This is a genomic window from Vibrio sp. 2-2(8), from assembly GCF_963888495.1.
Lineage (GTDB): Bacteria > Pseudomonadota > Gammaproteobacteria > Enterobacterales > Vibrionaceae > Vibrio > Vibrio anguillarum.
The window spans coordinates 82,349-101,356 of sequence record NZ_CAWPJM010000033.1; the positions used below are offsets into that span (position 1 = coordinate 82,349).

14 protein-coding genes are annotated in these 19,008 nt (G+C 43.8%); all 14 read right to left on the reverse strand.

Features of this window, described 5'->3' with window-relative positions:
- Positions 1 to 112: 112 nt before the first annotated feature.
- On the reverse strand, positions 113 to 1,705 hold the full coding sequence (locus tag AACV12_RS09635; RefSeq protein ID WP_170900243.1) for an ABC transporter ATP-binding protein: 1,593 nt from the start codon (positions 1,703 to 1,705) through the stop codon (positions 113 to 115).
- Entirely contained in the window at positions 1,702 to 2,745 is a 1,044-nt protein-coding gene (locus AACV12_RS09640) for an ABC transporter permease (RefSeq protein WP_170900244.1), read from the reverse strand. The genes AACV12_RS09635 and AACV12_RS09640 overlap by 4 nt, the downstream gene beginning before the upstream one ends.
- Positions 2,742 to 3,827, reverse strand: coding sequence for a microcin C ABC transporter permease YejB (locus AACV12_RS09645; RefSeq protein WP_017046432.1), 1,086 nt, complete (start codon positions 3,825 to 3,827; stop codon positions 2,742 to 2,744). The genes AACV12_RS09640 and AACV12_RS09645 overlap by 4 nt, the downstream gene beginning before the upstream one ends.
- 9 nt (positions 3,828 to 3,836) lie before the next feature.
- On the reverse strand, positions 3,837 to 5,654 hold the full coding sequence (locus tag AACV12_RS09650) for an extracellular solute-binding protein (protein ID WP_170900245.1): 1,818 nt from the start codon (positions 5,652 to 5,654) through the stop codon (positions 3,837 to 3,839).
- Positions 5,655 to 5,905: 251 nt separating this feature from the next.
- Positions 5,906 to 6,853, reverse strand: coding sequence for an exopolyphosphatase (locus tag AACV12_RS09655; protein ID WP_170900246.1), 948 nt, complete (start codon positions 6,851 to 6,853; stop codon positions 5,906 to 5,908).
- A gap of 315 nt (positions 6,854 to 7,168) precedes the next feature.
- Positions 7,169 to 7,795, reverse strand: coding sequence for an ATP-dependent zinc protease family protein (locus AACV12_RS09660; protein ID WP_170900247.1), 627 nt, complete (start codon positions 7,793 to 7,795; stop codon positions 7,169 to 7,171).
- Positions 7,796 to 7,823: 28 nt separating this feature from the next.
- Positions 7,824 to 9,005 carry an amino acid aminotransferase gene (locus AACV12_RS09665; protein WP_170900248.1) on the reverse strand — a complete coding sequence of 394 codons (1,182 nt, stop codon included), beginning with the start codon at positions 9,003 to 9,005 and terminating at the stop codon, positions 7,824 to 7,826.
- A 62-nt stretch (positions 9,006 to 9,067) separates the two neighbouring features.
- Positions 9,068 to 9,535 (reverse strand): anaerobic ribonucleoside-triphosphate reductase-activating protein, encoded by a 468-nt coding sequence (gene nrdG / locus AACV12_RS09670; RefSeq protein ID WP_170900249.1) that lies wholly within the window; start codon positions 9,533 to 9,535, stop codon positions 9,068 to 9,070.
- Positions 9,536 to 9,558: 23 nt separating this feature from the next.
- Complete coding sequence (gene nrdD / locus AACV12_RS09675; RefSeq protein ID WP_026027863.1) at positions 9,559 to 11,679, reverse strand: anaerobic ribonucleoside-triphosphate reductase; 2,121 nt, start codon at positions 11,677 to 11,679, stop codon at positions 9,559 to 9,561.
- A gap of 544 nt (positions 11,680 to 12,223) precedes the next feature.
- Positions 12,224 to 13,654: a transporter substrate-binding domain-containing diguanylate cyclase gene (locus AACV12_RS09680; protein WP_170900250.1), complete on the reverse strand. Its 1,431-nt coding sequence runs from the start codon at positions 13,652 to 13,654 to the stop codon at positions 12,224 to 12,226.
- A 231-nt stretch (positions 13,655 to 13,885) separates the two neighbouring features.
- Entirely contained in the window at positions 13,886 to 17,032 is a 3,147-nt protein-coding gene (locus AACV12_RS09685; RefSeq protein WP_170900251.1) for an efflux RND transporter permease subunit, read from the reverse strand.
- A gap of 1 nt (position 17,033) precedes the next feature.
- A complete protein-coding gene (locus AACV12_RS09690) occupies positions 17,034 to 18,053 on the reverse strand; it encodes an efflux RND transporter periplasmic adaptor subunit (protein WP_445286164.1) in 1,020 nt (339 codons plus the stop codon).
- 56 nt (positions 18,054 to 18,109) lie between these two features.
- Positions 18,110 to 18,568: a YeeE/YedE family protein gene (locus AACV12_RS09695; RefSeq protein WP_047689716.1), complete on the reverse strand. Its 459-nt coding sequence runs from the start codon at positions 18,566 to 18,568 to the stop codon at positions 18,110 to 18,112.
- Between the two features lie 10 nt (positions 18,569 to 18,578).
- Complete coding sequence (locus AACV12_RS09700) at positions 18,579 to 18,998, reverse strand: YeeE/YedE family protein (protein ID WP_013867869.1); 420 nt, start codon at positions 18,996 to 18,998, stop codon at positions 18,579 to 18,581.
- Positions 18,999 to 19,008 lie beyond the last annotated feature (10 nt).

Below are 19,008 nucleotides of genomic sequence, written 5' to 3' on the forward strand. Positions count from 1 at the left end.
ATATTCTTTACATTCGCGATAGCGCCCCAACTTTACCGCTACTTTCAATATTCACTCACTGTTTTCCTAGCGACAACATCACGTTATTTAACTGTATGACATAGCGTGATGTTTAATAAGAAAAGGAAATAAGCTCTTGGGTATAAGGGTGCTGAGGATTGAGAAACAGCTGTTGCGTTTCCCCTTGCTCAACGACTTCACCCTGTTTCATCACCATAGTGTAATGGCATAATGATTTCACCACATGTAAATCATGGCTAATGAACAAGTACGTTAATCCATATTTTTGTTGCAGCGATTTAAGCAAATCCAACACTTGCGCTTGAATCGTACGATCTAAAGAAGAAGTTGGTTCATCAAGTAAAATGAACTCAGGTTTAAGCACCAATGCCCGAGCAATCGCGATACGTTGTCGTTGCCCACCTGAAAACTCATTGGGATAACGGTAGCGAGTGGCTGGGTCGAGTTCAACTTCTCGCATCACATCACAAATCATTCGTTCAACAGTTTGTCGATCATAACGGCTATGAACCTCTAACCCTTCACCAATAATCTGCGCCACCGACATTCTCGGATTCAGTGCTGAAAATGGATCTTGAAAAACGACTTGCATCTTGCTGCGATAAGGTAACATAGCTTTCCTATCTAACCCTTGCAGCTCATTATTGTCGTAACAAATCGAGCCTTCCGAATGGACTAATTTTAGTATCGCCATACCAGTGGTCGATTTACCCGAACCGCTCTCGCCAACAATTCCTAATGAATGTCCTCTTTTAAGCTTAAACTGCATGTCGGTGACAGCTTTAATATGCGAGACCGTGCGCTTGAATAAGCCGCCAGTGATGGGAAACCAGACTTTGAGATGCTGAAGCTGCACTAGAATTGAGTTGTCAGGGTTTACGTCAACGGGCAAACCTCGAGGATCGGATTCAATCAATTTTTTGGTATAAGAGTGAGAGGGTGATGAGAACAGCGTTTTGGCATCATTCACCTCGATCACTTGCCCATTTTGCATCACTGCAACGCGATCAGCGATACGCTTAACAATACTGAGATCATGAGTAATGAACAACATGGCCATACCCAGTTCTTGTTGCAGGTTTTTAAGTAGATCTAATATTTGCGCCTGCACAGAAACATCAAGCGCAGTGGTTGGCTCATCAGCAATCAGTAATTCAGGCTCATTGATCAAAGCCATCGCAATCATGACTCGCTGGCGTTCTCCCCCAGAAAGTTCATGTGGATAAGCATTAATCTTAATTTCTGGCGATCGAATACCCACTTTTTCTAACCATGCAGTGGCCAACTGACGTGCTTTGCTGCCTCTTAGTCCTCGATGAATCTCCACAACTTCGATCAACTGTTTACCAATTTTGTGCAGAGGATTGAGTGAGACCATTGGCTCTTGGAAAATCATACCAATCCGCCCGCCTCGTATACCTCTTAATTGCCTCTCGCTACAGTTCAACGTGTTGATACCATCAAAAAAGATCTCCCCTTGCAAATAGTGGGCAGCACTTTTCGGTAACAACTTCAAAATTGCATTCGCCGTCACTGATTTACCAGAACCACTTTCCCCCACCAGCGCTAAGGTTTCTCCTGCGGAGAGAGAAAGTGACACTGCTTTAATCACAGCTTCAACATTGTCTTTTTGACCAAACCCGACCGAAAGATTTTGGATAGAGAGTACGGTTTTACTCATCATCTTCTCCCTGTCGAATGCGGGTCAAAGGCATCGCGTACTGCTTCGCCGATAAAGACCAATAATGTCAGCATTAACGAGAGCACCACAAATGCTGAAATACCTAACCATGGAGCTTGTAAATTGGCTTTCCCTTGCGCCAATAATTCGCCCAAAGAGGGCGAGCCGACTGGCAAGCCAAAACCGAGAAAATCTAAGGATGTTAAAGTCGTAACTGAGCCTGAAAGAATAAAGGGCATCATGGTTAAAGAAGCCACCATCGCGTTAGGTAGCATGTGGCGAAGCATAATGCGGCGATCACTCACCCCCATCGCTTGCGCAGCCCGCACATAATCAAAATTACGACAGCGTAAAAACTCCGCTCTCACCACGCCCACTAAACTCATCCAACTAAAAAGCACCATAATACCAAGCAACCACCAAAAATTCGGTTCGACGAAACTCGATAAAATGATCAGCAGAAAAAGCGTTGGCATCCCTGACCAAACTTCAATAAAACGTTGCCCAAGTAAATCAAGCCAACCGCCATAATAACCTTGAATGGCACCAACGATAACGCCTATCACTGACGAGACGAGTGTTAATACAAAGCCAAACAAAACCGAAATACGAAACCCGTAAATAATACGAGCCAGCACATCGCGCCCTTTATCATCAGTACCAAGCCAGTTCACTGAATCTGGCGCTGACGGCACTGCATTATTGATATTAAAGTTGATGGTGTCGTAACTAAATGGGATCAATGGCCAAACAATAAAGCCTTTTTGTTCAATCAGATCGATGACGTAAGGATCGGTATAATCCGCTTCGGTTTCAAACTCACCACCAAAACGAGTTTCTGCATATTGTTGAAAGGTGGGGAAAAACCACTGCTGATCGTACTCAACCAAAAGGGGTTTATCATTTGCAATCAGCTCAGCAAATAGGCTCACCACAAATAAAAGCGTAAACAACCATAGTGAATAAAAACCGCGCCGATTGGACTTAAAACCGTGCCAGCGCAATACGTTTAATGGGTTGGACAGCCTTTTTTTTACCATCATGAACGAGCCTCAAAGTCGATTCGAGGATCAACCCAAATATAGGTCAAATCGGAAATGATGCTGAGGACTAATCCAAGTAACGTCATGATGTATAAAGAACTAAACACTACAGGATAATCCCGTTGAATGGTCGATTCAAAACCAAGTAGCCCTATACCTTCCAGTGAAAACATCACTTCAATCAGCATCGAACCGGTGAAAAATATGCTGATAAAAGCACTCGGAAAACCGGCAATAATAATCAGCATCGCATTACGAAAAACGTGCTGATAAAGAATACGTCCTTCATCCAGTCCTTTTGCTCGAGCCGTCACCACATACTGTTTGTTGATCTCATCAAGAAATGAGTTTTTCGTTAGCATACTCAAAGTGGCAAACCCACCGATCACCATTGCAAAGATGGGCAAAGCCAAATGCCAAAAATAGTCGCCAATTTGTTGATACCAAGTCAGATCAGCAAAATTATTTGATACTAAACCACGCAGTGGGAACCAACTGAAATAATTTCCACTGGCAAAAATAATGATCAAAATAATCGCAAACAAGAAGCCGGGAATAGCGTAACCGATGATAACCACTGCGCTTGACCATACATCAAACCTTGAACCATGGTGAATGGCTTTTAAAATTCCGAGAGGAATGGAAATAAGGTAGATGATCAGCGTACTCCACAGCCCTAAAGAGATCGAAACGGGTAAACGCTCAGTGATCAAATCAATAACATTGCCCCCTTTGAATAAGCTGTCACCAAAATTAAAGGTCGCATAATTTTTCAACATTTCAAAATAGCGAACATGAAGTGGCTTATCGAAACCAAACTGTTTTTTTATCGCTTCGACTACCTCGGGGTCTAAACCTCGAGAACCTTTATATCCTCCAGTGTTAACCGACAGCGACATATCCACCTCTTGGCCGCCTCCAGTAAATCGCTCCATAATTCCGTCACCATGCCCTTCCATTTGTGCAATCGCTTGCTCAACTGGGCCTCCGGGGGCAATTTGGATGATAAAAAAATTAATGGTAATAATCGCCCACAGCGTGGGCACAACGAGCAGCAATCGGCGGAAAATATAAGCAGTCATTGCATCCTCTTAACGGCGTTTTTCTGGTAGCAATTGCGCTTTCTGCTCCGAAATCCACCAAGTATCAAGACCAATATCATATTTTGGCATCACGCTAGGACGCTCGAATTTGTCCCAAGTTGCGATACGATATTGGCTCAGATACCACTGTGGGATCAGATAAAAATTCCATTGTAGAACGCGATCTAATGCTCGGCCTAAAGGCAATAATTTTTCTGGATGCTCTTGATTGGCGGCAATTTGTTCAGTGAGGAAGTCGACAACTGGGTCTGCCACTCCAGCACGATTGTAAGTGGAATCGATGTAGTTTGAATTCCAGATAATCAACAAGTTAGGACTCGGGTAAGGATTCGCCGCATAGGCCGACGAAAGCATGTCAAAATCTCTATCGCGCAAACGCTTAAGATATTGTGTGGTATCCACTAAGCGAATCTTCATCTCGATACCAAGCTGTTTTAGATTTTTTTGCAAAGGAATAGCAATGCGTTCCGTGGTCGGACTGTAGATCAATAACTCAAACTCAAACGCTTTACCCGTTTCTTTATGGGTCATCACTTTATCTTTCAGCTCCCACCCCGCCTCTTTGAGCAATTGAAAAGCGACTCGTAGTTGTTGACGAATACGACCAGACCCATCCGTCACTGGTGGTTGGTATTCTTGGGTAAAAACACGTTCTGGGATCTTATCTTTTAGTGGTGTAAGAATAGTAAGTTCATCAGTAGAGGGAAGACCTTTCGCTTCATACTCTGTGTTTTGAAAATAGCTACGCGTTCGTGAATATTGATCGTAGAACATATTTTTGTTCATCCATTCAAAATCCATCGCATAGGTCAAAGCCTCGCGCACTTTCGGATCACTAAACACTTCTCGTTGAATATTAAATACAAAACCTTGGGTTGAAGCTGGGCTATTATGCGCGATAGCTTCTTTCTTGATGAATCCTTTATCAAAGTTCAATCCAGTGTATGAGCTGGCCCAAAACTTCGCCGAACTCTCTTGGCGAATATCAAATTCCCCAGCTTTAAATGCCTCAAGCATTACGGTATCGTCGCGGTAATAGTCGTATTGGATCTGCTTGAAATTATGCCGCCCAATGTTGACTGGTAAGTTGGCAGCCCAATAATCTTTCTGCAACTCATAAGTGACACTCTGCCCAGTTTGATAACGTACGACTTTGTAAGGACCGCTGCCGACTGGCGGTTCATTTAATGGTTCTGCTAAGTTTTTATCCTGCCAATAGTGCTTAGGCAACACTTGAGTTGATTGAGCCAAACTAAAAAGCTTTTCTCTATTAGGTTCTGACATCTCAATACGAACCGTTAAAGGATGGATCGCCGTTACCGATTTAACCGCTTTGTAAAACAGTCGATATTGAGGCACTCCTTCTGTCATGAACTTGTTGAACGTAAACTCAACATCTTGCGCGGTGATCGGTTTACCGTCTTGAAAACGTGCGTTCGGGTTGATATCTAGTTCTAGCCACGAATAGTCATCAGAATAACGAACTTTAGAAGCAATCAATGGATAATAGGTATCAATTTCGTCGCTGGGCGCAAACATCAGTGAATCATAAAGCTCACCACTGCCTGCCGCCGGAGCGCCTCGGGAAGCAAAGCGGTTAAAATTGTCGTAAGTACCTACCTCGCCATAAGTTACTTTTCCGTACTTAGGTGCGCTTGGATTAACATAATCGAAATGAGAAAAATTGGCGGGATATTTGGCTTGCCCAACGCCGGATAATGTTGTGGTTTCTACAACATCCGCAGTCGCCAAAGCACTCATCAGCAGCACAGTCACACCTAACAGCGTAGGCTTAATTTTTCTCATACTAGAATCCTTCCATTGATAACTTCGCGACATTCCATCGGTGTAAACTATTAATAATTCAGTCACTTGGGTAAGTATAGAGAAAAATAAGATTTACGAAACCCCAAGCTGCAATTATAACGAAACAACTTGGCATTGCTGGTAAGTGGTGCGTCGCAATAAGAATTGGTAACTTTGTGGTTTTAGGAACGAAACGTATAGAAAACGCCGCGATGAGATAAAAAGCCCTGCCATGCAGGGCTTCATCGGCTTTAACCATCTGTGGTAATTTGGCTGATCAGCTCTTTTTCTACCTGCTCGGCCATTTCAAGAGCAATTTGGCACGTTCCAGCCGCTTGATGGCCTCCACCACCATATTTGAGCATTAATCCGCCCACATTGGTTTTAGAGCCACGATCAAAAATAGATTTCCCCATAGCAAACACGATATTTTGCTTCTGAAAGCCCCACATTTTGTGAATCGAGATATTACACTGGGGAAATAAGGCATAAATGATAAACCGATTACCCGCGTAAATAATTTCTTCGCCCGTCAAATCAAGAATGACAAGGTTTTTATAGACTTTGGCACAACGTTGAATCTGCTGTTTAGATAGAATTTCATGCTCACGGTACAAAGTAACGCGCTCTTGAACGTCCGGCAGAGCAAGAATCTCAGCAATGGAGTGGTTCGCACAGTAGTCGATAAGATCCATCATTAACTGATAATTGGAGATACGAAATTCATGGAAGCGCCCTAAACCTGTTCTTGCATCCATCAGGAAATTCAGTAAATTCCATCCCGCAGAATCAAGCACTTCATCCCGAGTAAACTGCGCGGAGTCACCTTTGTCGACAGCAATCAGCATCTCTTGCCACTGAGTGGGAAACGTATCTAGTCCGCCATAATATTGCCATACTACATGCGCGGCAGATGGCGCGTTTGGATCAATAATATGATTCGGCCTTTCACCTTGATTGCGAATAGTTTCCGATAAGTGATGATCAAAAATTAAGTGAGCATTAGCGACGTAAGGCAGGTTAGTGACAATGTCACGCTCAGTTGTCGTCACCTTCCCATCTTGCATATCCTTTGGGTGAACAAACACGATCTCGTCAATTAGGTTGAGTTTTTTGAGCAACACGGCACAAACCAGCCCATCAAAATCGCTGCGTGTCACTAATCTAAATTTACTTTCAGCTTGTTGATGCTCAGACATAGACAATTTCCTTATTAGCAGTCATATCACTGCTCGGCGTGGGTTTAAGCAGTGTTTTGTATATCAGATCCTGAGTTAACACCTTTTAGGTTTACCAATGCAGGTGGTATGTTTTCATTTTAGACGCCATCGTCTTTTTAACAAACTTAACATAATGGTTTTCAAACATTATTCAACACAGCGCATCATTTTATTGAGCAAATATCGAATAAAGTAATGAGGAATGAAGACTGCTGTTACAACTAGGGAATTGGAGGTAAGAAAAAGCCAGCAACAAGTGCTGGCTGCTAGGTTGAGCTAAGAAGTAAGGTATATCTATTTACGTTTATCCTGCACGTACTTTCGGCTCACATCAACAAGCGCTACATCTTTAAAGAAACTACGACCAAGTAACAGTGGGTAAGTCAGATGTGTACGATCGGCAAGCGTAAATTCGGTTCTCTCTTTGAGATCACCAATTTCAATCCAAGCGACAACGACCGCACGTCTTTGTGTACCCTCTGCACTGGATTGCCGAATTCTGACCCAGCGTTCAACAGGTAAACTTATCTCATCACTTTTGATGTCATCGTGTTCAATCCTGAACTTGACCCAATCATTTCCATCGCGTTCAAAAGCAACAACATCCACGGCACTAATTGAAGAGGTGGCCGCCCCGGTATCGATACGCGCTTTGAAGCTTTCGTTCAAACTCGGCACATAAACCCACTCTTTTTCGCCCAAAATAAGCTTACCATCAGAGGTAGAGGTTTTTTTGGCCTTCACCACCACTGGCTCTTTCGAGGGTTTTTCAACCGGTTTTTGTGCCTCAGTATTTTGTTGTTTTGGCTCTTCAACTTTTGGCTTTTGCTCTGGTTGTGTTGAGGTTTGGTTTAGCGTACTACATGCCATCAAACCAGTACTCAACATTAAAAGAGCAATAAGTTTCAAGTGTTGTTTCATTGACCCACCTAATCAAACTGATAAATATTTAAGAGACATTCACTATGGCTTGAGCAACATACGGAATATGTTGTTCTGATAAGCCTGCAATGTTAATTCGGCCATCACCTACCCCATAGATTCCATATTGATCACGTAGCTGAGCCATCTGTTCTGGAGTAAAGCCTAGCACAGTAAACATCCCTTTGTGACTTTCGATAAAATCGAATTGTGAAGTATTGTGCTGATTTCTCAAATAATTACACAAGGTTTGACGCAGGTTTAACAAACGCTGTTGCATTTCACTTAACTCTTGCTTCCAAATCGCGGTTAATGCTTGATTTTGTAAAATAGTTTTCACCAGTGCAGCACCATGATCGGGCGGCATAGTGTAGGTCGAACGGGCTAACGTTAGTAATTTACCTTTTGCATTCGCTACATCTTGTGCGTTTTTACCGACAACAATCGCGGCACCAGTTCGTTCTCGGTAGAGACCAAAGTTCTTTGAACAAGAGGTGGTGATCAACATCTCTTCGACGTTGTTTGCCATAAAACGCAGCCCTTTCACATCCTCTTCAAGACCTTCACCAAACCCTTGGTAGGCAACATCAACAAAAGGGATGAAGCCATTTTTCTGCGCAAGACTGGTGATCGCTTGCCATGCGGCGAAATCAATATCCGCGCCAGTTGGGTTATGGCAGCAACCATGGATAAGCACCACATCTTTTGGCCCTGCTTGCGATAAATCATCAAGCATCCGTGCCGTATCGACTTGCTTAGTCTCGCGACAGAAGTAAGAATAATATTTCACTTTTAAACCCGCCGCTTCCATCACAGGTTTATGATTGACGTAACTTGGGTCAGTAATCCACACCGTCGTTTCTGGTTGTGCTACGTGCATTAAGTCACCGAGCATACGCAGCGCACCGCTTGCTCCGGGCGTTTGAATCGCAGCCACACGATCAAGCACTGAAGTGCCAGACAATAATAAGTTCACCATGCTTTGGTTAAACTCTTCACACCCAGCAAGTCCAACATACGATTTAGTGGTTTGTGTGGCAATCACGTGCTCTTGCGCTTTGGCAATAGCGCGCATAATCGGCGTCTCTCCTTCGCTATTACGATAAACGCCAATGCCTAGGTCAACTTTTTCGCTGCGAGGATCGTTGCGGTATGCAACCGATAATGAAAGTATTGGATCGAGTGTTGGTGTTGGTAAATGTGAAAACATGAAGGTCACAACCCTTTGAAATTCAAGTAATGACCTTCAAGTTAGCACTAGATACATAATTTTTACAGTTTAAATTGATGGATTATTTGATTGGCACTGCCTCGCCATTCTAAGCTTGGATCGGCTTTATCCTGTTCAAATTTTCCATCAATCAAGACATCAACATATTCAATGACTTGTCTTTGAGCATCACTGAGTTCGGTTAGGGTATATCCCGTCCATAACCAGATATCTTTCCCCACACATTCAGTCTTTACTCGTTTAACCAACTGCAAAATAGAAGCAAGGTTTTGCGGGTGTAAGGGATCGCCACCCGACAAGGATAATCCTCGGCGCTTGATGCGCGTGTCGTTCAAATCGGTGATGATCTGCTGCTCTAGTTGCTCATTGTAAGTGTGGCCAGAATGCAGCGACCAAGTCCCTTTGTTGTAACATCCTTTGCACTGATGTTCACAGCCGGAGACGAACAGCGTACAACGCGTCCCCGGGCCATTCACAACATCAATCGGATGATATTGGTGATAATTCATGCCAACAGGTTACTCACTATCACTTACAAGTGTTTAACGCGACGTTTAACTTCTTCTTGTTTACCGAAGTTAAACGGACGAGCATCTGGGCTACCAAGGTAGCCACACACGCGGCGGGTTACGGAGACTTTGGATGAGTCGTGATTACCACATTTAGGACAGGTAAACCCTTTACTCGTACACTCAAATTCGCCAGTAAAACCGCATTCATAGCACTCATCAATTGGCGTATTGGTCCCATAATAAGGAACACGGCTGTAACTGTAATCCCAAACGTTTTCAAGCGCTTCTACGTTTTTCTGCATATTCGGAAACTCTCCATAACAGATAAAGCCACCACTTGAAACCTCTGGATATGGCATCTCAAAATCAATTTTATCGTATGGATTAACTTTCTTTTGCACATCCAAATGGAAGCTATTGGTGTAATAACCTTTATCCGTTACGCCTTCAATCACACCAAATTCTTTGGTGTCGATACGGCAGAAACGGCTGCAGAGATTCTCACTTGGCGTACCGTACAAACTGAATGCGTAACCGGTTTCTTCCGCCCATTGGTTAACGGCCCCTTTCAGGTATTTAATAATATCTAACGCGCGATCTCGCAGTTCACTATCATCATAAACATGTGTATCACTGCCATAGAGTGCAGTAATGGTTTCGTGCACACCGATGTAGCCCAAAGAGATAGATGCTCGGCCATTTTTGAATATATCGGCAATAGAATCATCGGCTTTTAAACGAACACCACATGCCCCTTCCATATACAAAATAGGTGCGACGCGTGCTTTGACTTTTTCAAGGCGGCTGATGCGAGTTTCTAAAGCACGGCGAGCCAGTTTTAATTTTTTATCGAGTAATGTGTAGAACTGTTCAATATTTCGGCCCGCTTTCAGCGCGATACGAGGTAAATTGAGACTGACTACCCCCAAATTATTCCGCCCTTCGTGAATCAGCTCACCACCTTCTTCATAGGTATTTAAGAAGCTGCGGCAACCCATTGGGGTTTTGAATGAACCAGTCACTTCAACTACTTTGTCGTAGTTGAGAATATCCGGGTACATGCGTTTGGTCGCACACTCTAATGCGAGTTGTTTGATGTCATAATTTGGATCTTCCGCTTTATGATTTAAGCCATCTTTGATGGCAAATACCAACTTAGGGAATACAGCCGTTTTACGATTTTTGCCTAAGCCAGCAATGCGATTTTTCAAAATCGACTGTTGAATCAATTTAGAGGCCCAACTGGTCCCTAGACCAAAGCCGAAAGTGACAAACGGAGTTTGCCCATTCGCGGTATGCAAAGTGTTGACTTCATATTCAAGTGACTGGAATGCGTCGTAGCACTCTTTTTCTGTACGGGACATAGCAAAGGCTTCGGGATGATGAATATCCCACTCTTTTGCTATTTCTAAATGTTTGTCGTAACTGGCTGTCACATAGGGTTCAAGCACTTCATCGATACGGTTGATGGTGGTGCCACCGTAAATATGGCTCGCAACCTGAGCGATAATTTGTGCGGTCACTGCGGTGGCGGTTGAAATTGATTTTGGCGTATCAATTTCGGCATTACCCATCTTAAAGCCATGAGTGAGCATGCCTTTTAAATCAATCAGCATGCAGTTAAACATTGGGAAAAAGGGAGCGTAATCCAAGTCATGATAGTGGATATCACCCTCTTCATGCGCTTGCACAATATCACGCGGTAAAATGCGGGTTTTAGCGTAGTGTTTCGCCACAATACCAGCCAGTAAGTCACGCTGCGTTGGGATAACTTTGCCGTCTTTATTCGCATTTTCATTGAGCAGATCGGCATTACTTTCTTCGATAAGGCCTTCAATCTCTTGCGTCAAGGCACTTTGCTTTTCACGCGCGATATCACGATCGTGTCGGTACTCGATGTATGAACGAGCTAATGCTTTATAGGGCCCTTGCATTAGCTCGTTCTCTACTAAGGTTTGAATCTCGGCGATATGGACTTCATCGTAATCTTTGAGCTTCAGTTCTACCGCCAACGCCACATTGAGTGCGTAAATAGCGATCTCTTTATCAATATGTTCAGCTGCACTTTCCACGGCAGATTGAATGCGATCACGGTTGAACGGGGCTCTCGATCCGTCACGTTTGATTACGATAGGTTTCACCATTTCTCCTTACCCCTAGCATACTCACAGAGTTATCCACAAACACACTATATAGAGCAGTTTATTATCCGACTGACACAATATATTGTGGTGCATTTAACGAAAACTCCCAACTCAGGGTATTGATTTGGATCAATAAAAATCGAGCATTGAACAAGATCAATGCGATCTTGGAGTAGTAGATCTCACTTAGAAAAGAAACGATGAAAATTGCAAATTTTTGATTTTTCCTCTTGAAATTTCACCGAGCCTGATAGGCTAAGCCTTCGGATTCGATCAGTGAGGTATTGCGATGTTAAAATCAAAATGTGTATGTCAATTAGCGGCAGCAATACTCTTTATTCCCTCTTTCGCGACTTGGGCACAAAGTCTCACATTAGCGACATGGAATGTCGAATTCCAACACACTATTTCATGATTAATCGAGGTCATTTCGTTGCCAAAAAATATCATCCATACTTTTCTTGGAATGGCTTTTCTTGAAACACTGTCCTCGGGCGAGCCAAGTGATAATAGATGGCCGAAATGAAGTTAATAGGAATGTTCAATCCGCACATTGATCGACTTTAACAACTACAGCACGATTTTTACCCGCCGACTTGGCTTGGTACATTAAACTGTCCGCAACAGTAAGTGAGACTTTATCAGGAACAAGATCGTAATAGGCGCCACCCAAACTGATACTGAGCGTGATGGTATCATTGGCTACTCGCATTGGATTTTCATAGACAGATTGACAGATATATTGAGCTTTCAATTTGACCTCTTCAAAGGTATAGAGAGTAAGAATAATGGCGAACTCTTCTCCACCTAAACGAGCAATAAAGTCATTATTGGATAACTTTCTCTGTACATGTCTAACCACATGAATAATGGCTTGATCACCCACTTCATGGCCAAACTGATCATTGATTAGCTTAAAGTTATCAATGTCAAATACCAATAAGGTGAAGGGGACGGGAGTTCCTTGCAATTCTGCTATCTTTGATTGGAAGTGTCGGCGATTACTGATTTTTGTTAGCTCATCAGTTTGCGCCAATTTCTCTAGCAAGTGATTTGCTCTCTCTAAATCGATGGTTTTATGTATGACTGCGCGTCTTAACATCAAGATGTAAATACAGAGAACCATCAGAGCTACGCTAATAATGATCGGGATAAAATATTTTGGGTAAACCGTTTCCATGTAGATCCAGCGACTAAATAACTGCATTTTAGAGGCATCAGATACCTTATCTGTCGCATTTGCGAGCTTCTGCCAAAGAACGTCATTGCCCTCTTTCACCCCAAAGCGCAACGGCTCAGAATAGAGAAACTTAACTGGCACATATTTTTTCGGGCTATTTTCTGTAAACATAAAGAGATTAGCGACTTGATAATCGCTAATAAACCCTTCTAATTTTGCACTGGAAGCGGCATACAACATATCTTCATTCGTGGCAAAGTAGACCAAGTTTAATTTAGGTAAATATTGAGCTGCGTAATACGCCTCATAGCCACCCAATACAACGCCAACCTTAATATCGATTTCACCTGAAAATATTTTGTCAAAATCCGTACCGAGTAAGTGTTGATCTAAGAATACGTGCGTCTCGATCGCCATAATTTCAGGTCCAAAATCGAGGAACAGATCTCGCTCAGGTGATTGAATTAGACCCGCATGAACGTCGGCTTGCCCATGTTTAACCAGCTCTAGTGATTCGTTCCAGCTTACTAGTTTAAATTCAACATCGAACCCGCTTTGCTCAGCAACGACTTTCCAATAATCGACTAAGATCCCGGCAGGCTCTCCTTGCTTATTAATATACGAATACGGTTTCCACTTGGCTGAGCTTGTAATAAGCAGAGGTTGAGAAAGATCATGCTCGCTGGAGAGCGGTTCACCGACTTCTGCCGTAGAAGCGATGACTGGAAGCTGCAGCGCGAATACAGCCATCACTCGAGAAAATATCATCAATAACGCAGATTTCAGTTTCATGTTTTCCTAACTGGGGAGTTTAGTTGACTCAAACACGATTAAGCTTGCACCGCTTTTCTTGTTATGAAACACCTTTAGTTATAATCATAGCGAATTTATCCGTAATCTACCTATTTAAAACTGCATTTTTAATATCCATTGCCTGCTGACATTTTAAAGCTGATAAAAAGGGCGCTGACTACTCAGCGCCCTTTTTATAGTTAGAGCAAGGGAATTGTTAGAACAGAAAGATCAATGACGCATAACCGTATAATACAAAACAGGAATAACCAATAAAGTTAAGACGGTAGAAACAAAGATGCCGAAAATCAGGCTAATGGCTAAGCCATTAAAAATGGGATCATCTAAAATAAATACCGCCCCGATCATGGCCGCTAAAGCGGTAAGCATGATGGGTTTAGCACGAACAGCCGCAGACTGAATAACCGCTTCGGAAAATGCCACACCTTCTTCAACCTGCTGATTAATGAAATCAACCAGCAAGATGGAGTTACGCACAATAATCCCCGCGAGTGCTATCATCCCAATCATCGACGTGGCGGTGAACTGAGCACCAAGTAACGCATGTCCGGGCATGACGCCAATAATCGTCAGTGGAATTGGAGCCATAATGATCAACGGAATAAGGTAGGACTTAAACTGCGCGACAACCAGTAAGTAAATAAGGATCATCCCAACTGCGTAGGCAATGCCCATGTCGCGGAATGTTTCATAAGTGATCGTCCATTCACCATCCCAGAAGATTTCGACACCATTTAACCCTGTAGGTTGGTGGATATAATACTGTTCCACAGGTAGACCAAGTGCATTGATGTTGAACGCCATTTCAAACATACCGTATAAGGGGCTGTCTGTTTCACCCGTCATATCCGCCACCACCATCACCATTGGTAACAGGTTTTTATGCACAATGTAGTCATCCATTTGAGTTTGGCGAATAGTGACTAAATCAGACAATGGGTATGCACTGCCCGCAGTGCTCGCTACTTTCATGTTCAACACTTGATCTAATCGGACTTTGGCGTTTTCACTAGCTTGCACTTGAATGGGGATTGGGTACTTGCTGTGCTCACTGTGCAAATAGGTGATCGGCTTTCCACCGACGGCCGTCGCCAAAGCATCGACTATCGAAGCATAAGGTACTTGATAGTGTGACGCTTTGCTGCGATCAATCACTACTTGCCATTTTTGATGCACTTCCGGTAGATACATATCGATATCGACAATATCCGCTGTTTCGTGGAAGATCCCGCGTAGCATCCTTGCCGCTTGTGCCCGAATGTCATGTGTCGGACCATAAACTTCCGCTAAAATAGGTGACCAAACGGGTGGCCCCGGTGGAACTTCAACGACTTTGACTTTACCGCCAAATCGGCTGGCAACCTCATTAAGCTTGGGGCGTACCTCACTTGCAATCGTATGACTATCTTTATCGCGCTCTTTTCGCCCTAACAGGTTCACCTGAATATCGCCTTGGTTGGCTTGATTGCGCATAAAATAATGACGCACAAGGCCATTGAAGTTGATCGGTGCGGCTGTACCTGCGTAAATCTGATACCCACTGACTTCAGGCACGCTATTTAACACCGCGCCAAGTTCAAATAAAACGCGTTGCGTTTTCTCAAGCGACGCCCCTTCAGGCATATCCAATACCACTTGAAACTCTGATTTATTATCGAAAGGCAGCATTTTTAAAACCACGGCCTTTGTGATTGGCAGTAATAGGGAGCCAGCAATAAGCGCAAATACCGCAAACATCAAGAAAAAGCGGTTACGTCTTTGTGCAGCCGAGACCACGAAAGGATTCATGATTCGGTGAAAGATGCCTTGAGTTGATTGAGATTGTGCTTGATGCGATGAAGGCTTAAGAAACTTGGCCGCTAACCAAGGTGAAAAGACAAATGCAACCGCCAATGAAATCAGCATTCCCATCGAAGCATTGATGGGAATTGGGCTCATATACGGGCCCATAAGCCCAGAGACAAAGGCCATTGGCAACAGTGCGGCAATCACGGTTAAGGTGGCAAGGATTGTGGGTCCACCCACTTCATCAACCGCCGTAGGAATGAGATCCGCCAGTTTGCGCTTACCTAACGCCATATGACGGTGAATATTTTCCACAACAACAATGGCATCGTCCACTAAAATGCCAATAGAGAAAATTAACGCAAAAAGCGAGACCCGGTTGAGTGTAAAACCCCATGCCCATGATGCAAACAGTGTCATCATCAAGGTGACAATAATAGCCATACCGACCACGATAGCCTCACGCCATCCCATCGCAATAACCACCAAAATAACGACTGCAGTGGTTGCAAAAATCAATTTACCGATCAATGTATTGCTTTTATCGGCGGCGGTTTTCCCGTAGTCACGCGTGATTTCAACACTGATTCCGTGTGGAATTAACTGATTTTCAAGTTCTGCAACTCGAGCTTCAACCATCTCAGCCACACGAACGGCGTTTTCACCTCCTTTTTTAGCGATGGCTAAGGTAACTGCTGGATAAATACCTTGCTTATCACTGGTCCAAACTTGTTGGGTTGATGTATCAACACCCAATTGAACCGTAGCGACATCCGCTAAATATACTGGTGTCTTGTTATACAGCCCAATCACCAATTGCTTTACTTCTTCAACTTTTGTTAAAAACTGACCAATTTGGATGGGAAACTGCTGATTTTCATGCGTCAGTTTCAACATTGGAGAGCTGTGGTTCGCCGCAGGAAGATGCTGATTCAGTTGATCTAACGTGATGCCAAAGCTGTTCATTTTAACGGGGTCTAAACGTACATCAACAATAGTAGGGTGGTGACCTATCGTATAAATATCTCGTGTACCATCAATGCGTTTGAGCTCTGTTTCTAAACCATGGGCCACTTGCGTTAACTGCTGGTTGTCCAAAGTGCCCGTTTTATCGGATAACGTAATGCTGACGATAGGCACATCTTCAATGCCTTTAGGTTTAATGATCGGCTCGCCCACCCCAACGCCTTTTGGCATCCAATCTTTATTGGAATAGAGTTTATTATAAATACGAACTACGGCGTCGTTTCTAGGAACGCCGACATCAAAGATAGCCACAATCATCGCACCATCGGGTTGTGAAAAAGAGTAAATTTTATCAATTCCCTCAATTTCAGAGATGATCTGCTCTGCTGGGTTCGTCACTAAACTTTCCACTTCCGCCGGAGAAGCTCCGGGAAAAGGAATATACACATCGGCAAAGGTCACATCGATTTGCGGCTCTTCTTCTTTAGGAGTAACCATTACCGCAAAAATGCCCATCAGTAACCCAACAATCGCGAGCAACGGCGTCATCGCTGAAGTCTGAAAAGCTTTGGCAATACGTCCTGAGACGCCTAAACGATTATCCATATCACTCACCTACTTGTGTAAATACACGGCTTGCAACCGTATCGCCTTGTTCCAAGCCAGATAATACTTCCACATATTCACCATAGGTTTGCCCTAATCGCACTGGATTTAGCAGTCGTTTATCATCAACGATGCGATATACGGCACTCAGTTCTGCTCGGCGAATCACAGCGGCAACAGGAATGAGCATCACCTCACGTTGACCATAATTAAACTCTGTCTTGACCCACATTCCTGGCATCACTTGCCCGAGCTTGTTAGCTTGATCTACACGAGGCAGTTCAAGACGGATTTTGAATGTATGTGATTGAGGGTCGGCATAACTGAATAAGCTGTAATCGATTGGGGTTATTTTATCGCCCGTAGGCATAATGACTTGGAATTGAGCAACATTGGTGACTGCAGGCTGATAGCGCTGCGGAATGGCCGTTTCAACACGCAACTCATTGAATGAGAAACCACTGAGCAGCGCAGTACCCGGAGCCACCGTTTCACCCAGCTCTACATGTCGCTCCGTCACGACACCATCATAAGGGGCGGTAATATTGGTGTATCCAAGTGACTCCTTCGCCTGCACGACCGCGGCTTTTGCCGCCTTGACGGCCGCAGCAGCACTTCGAGCTTGAGCTTCAGCGCCATCCATTTGGTCTTGTGAAATCGCACCTTTAGGAAACAGCAGTCGATAACGCTTTAGTTGAGCTTGAGCTTCACGATTTCGAGCCTCTGCACTGGTTAACTGAGCTTGAGATGCGTCTAAAGAAGCCGATTGCTGAATAGCGCTGATTTCTAATAGCACGTCGCCCTTTTTAACAAAATCGTTAACGTCGACATACACACCAACGACTCGACCAGAGGTTTGAGCCGCAACTGTCCCTTTGTTAACTGGCTGGACAACACCTTCAAATGCAATCTGCTGTGGTATCTGCTCATAGGTCACGATATAACGATCATCAGCATAGCCAACGGCCCAATAGCCGCTCGTGATTAAGGCAATACACGCAATCCAAATTCGCCTTTTCATACCCATCCCTCATGTTGATCGTTACGATTCCACTTGCTTATTGAATTCTAGTTAGATTAAACCGTTTGCGTTTGCTGTTGTTTATTATTCTTAATGCAGATCAACAAATTAGTTGCACCAAGCCCAACCATCATTGAGATAAAGAATAGCCATACCTCAATATTACCCAGTGCAAGGCTTGATAGTGCTGGCCCTGGACAGATGCCCACTAATCCCCAACCTAACCCAAAAATCGCAGCACCAGAGATAAGCCGGGTATCAACACTGCGAGTCGTCGCTAAACAGAATTTTTCTGCGTTTATAGGCTGCTGTCTTGCTTTAATAACGATGAAATAGGTCGGCATAAAAACGGCCAATGCACCTCCCATCACAAACATTAAGCTTGGATCCCAAGCACCAGCCACATCCAAAAAACCTACGACTTTGGCTGGATTGGCCATTCCTGAGATAACCATACCCGCACCAAACAAAATACCTGCCACTAACGAGGTTAATCTAAACAACATCTGATTCATTTTGACTCACTTATAGAAGATGAAGGCGTACAAACACAGTAATGGCAGCAACGCCCATGAAGGTACCTGTCGCCGCAATAGAGCGAGTGGATAGTCGGCCAACACCACAGATACCATGGCCACTGGTGCAACCATTTCCTAATCGAGTGCCTACCCCAACTAATAGGCCAGCAAGCGCCAAAACACCGTTATTAAAGTTAAAAGTTTGCGGCACTTGTGCATTTAAAAACCAAACGGCAATAGCACCACCGGTTACCATGCCAAGTGCAAATAACAAACGCCATGCAAAATCACGCGTTTTAGGCGTCATCAATCCCGTTAATACCCCACTTATCCCAGCAATTTTGCCGTTAAACAGCAACATGAGTGAAGTTGATATCCCTAGTAAAACACCACCTAACAACGATTCCCAAGGAATAGAAAACAACATTATTTATCCT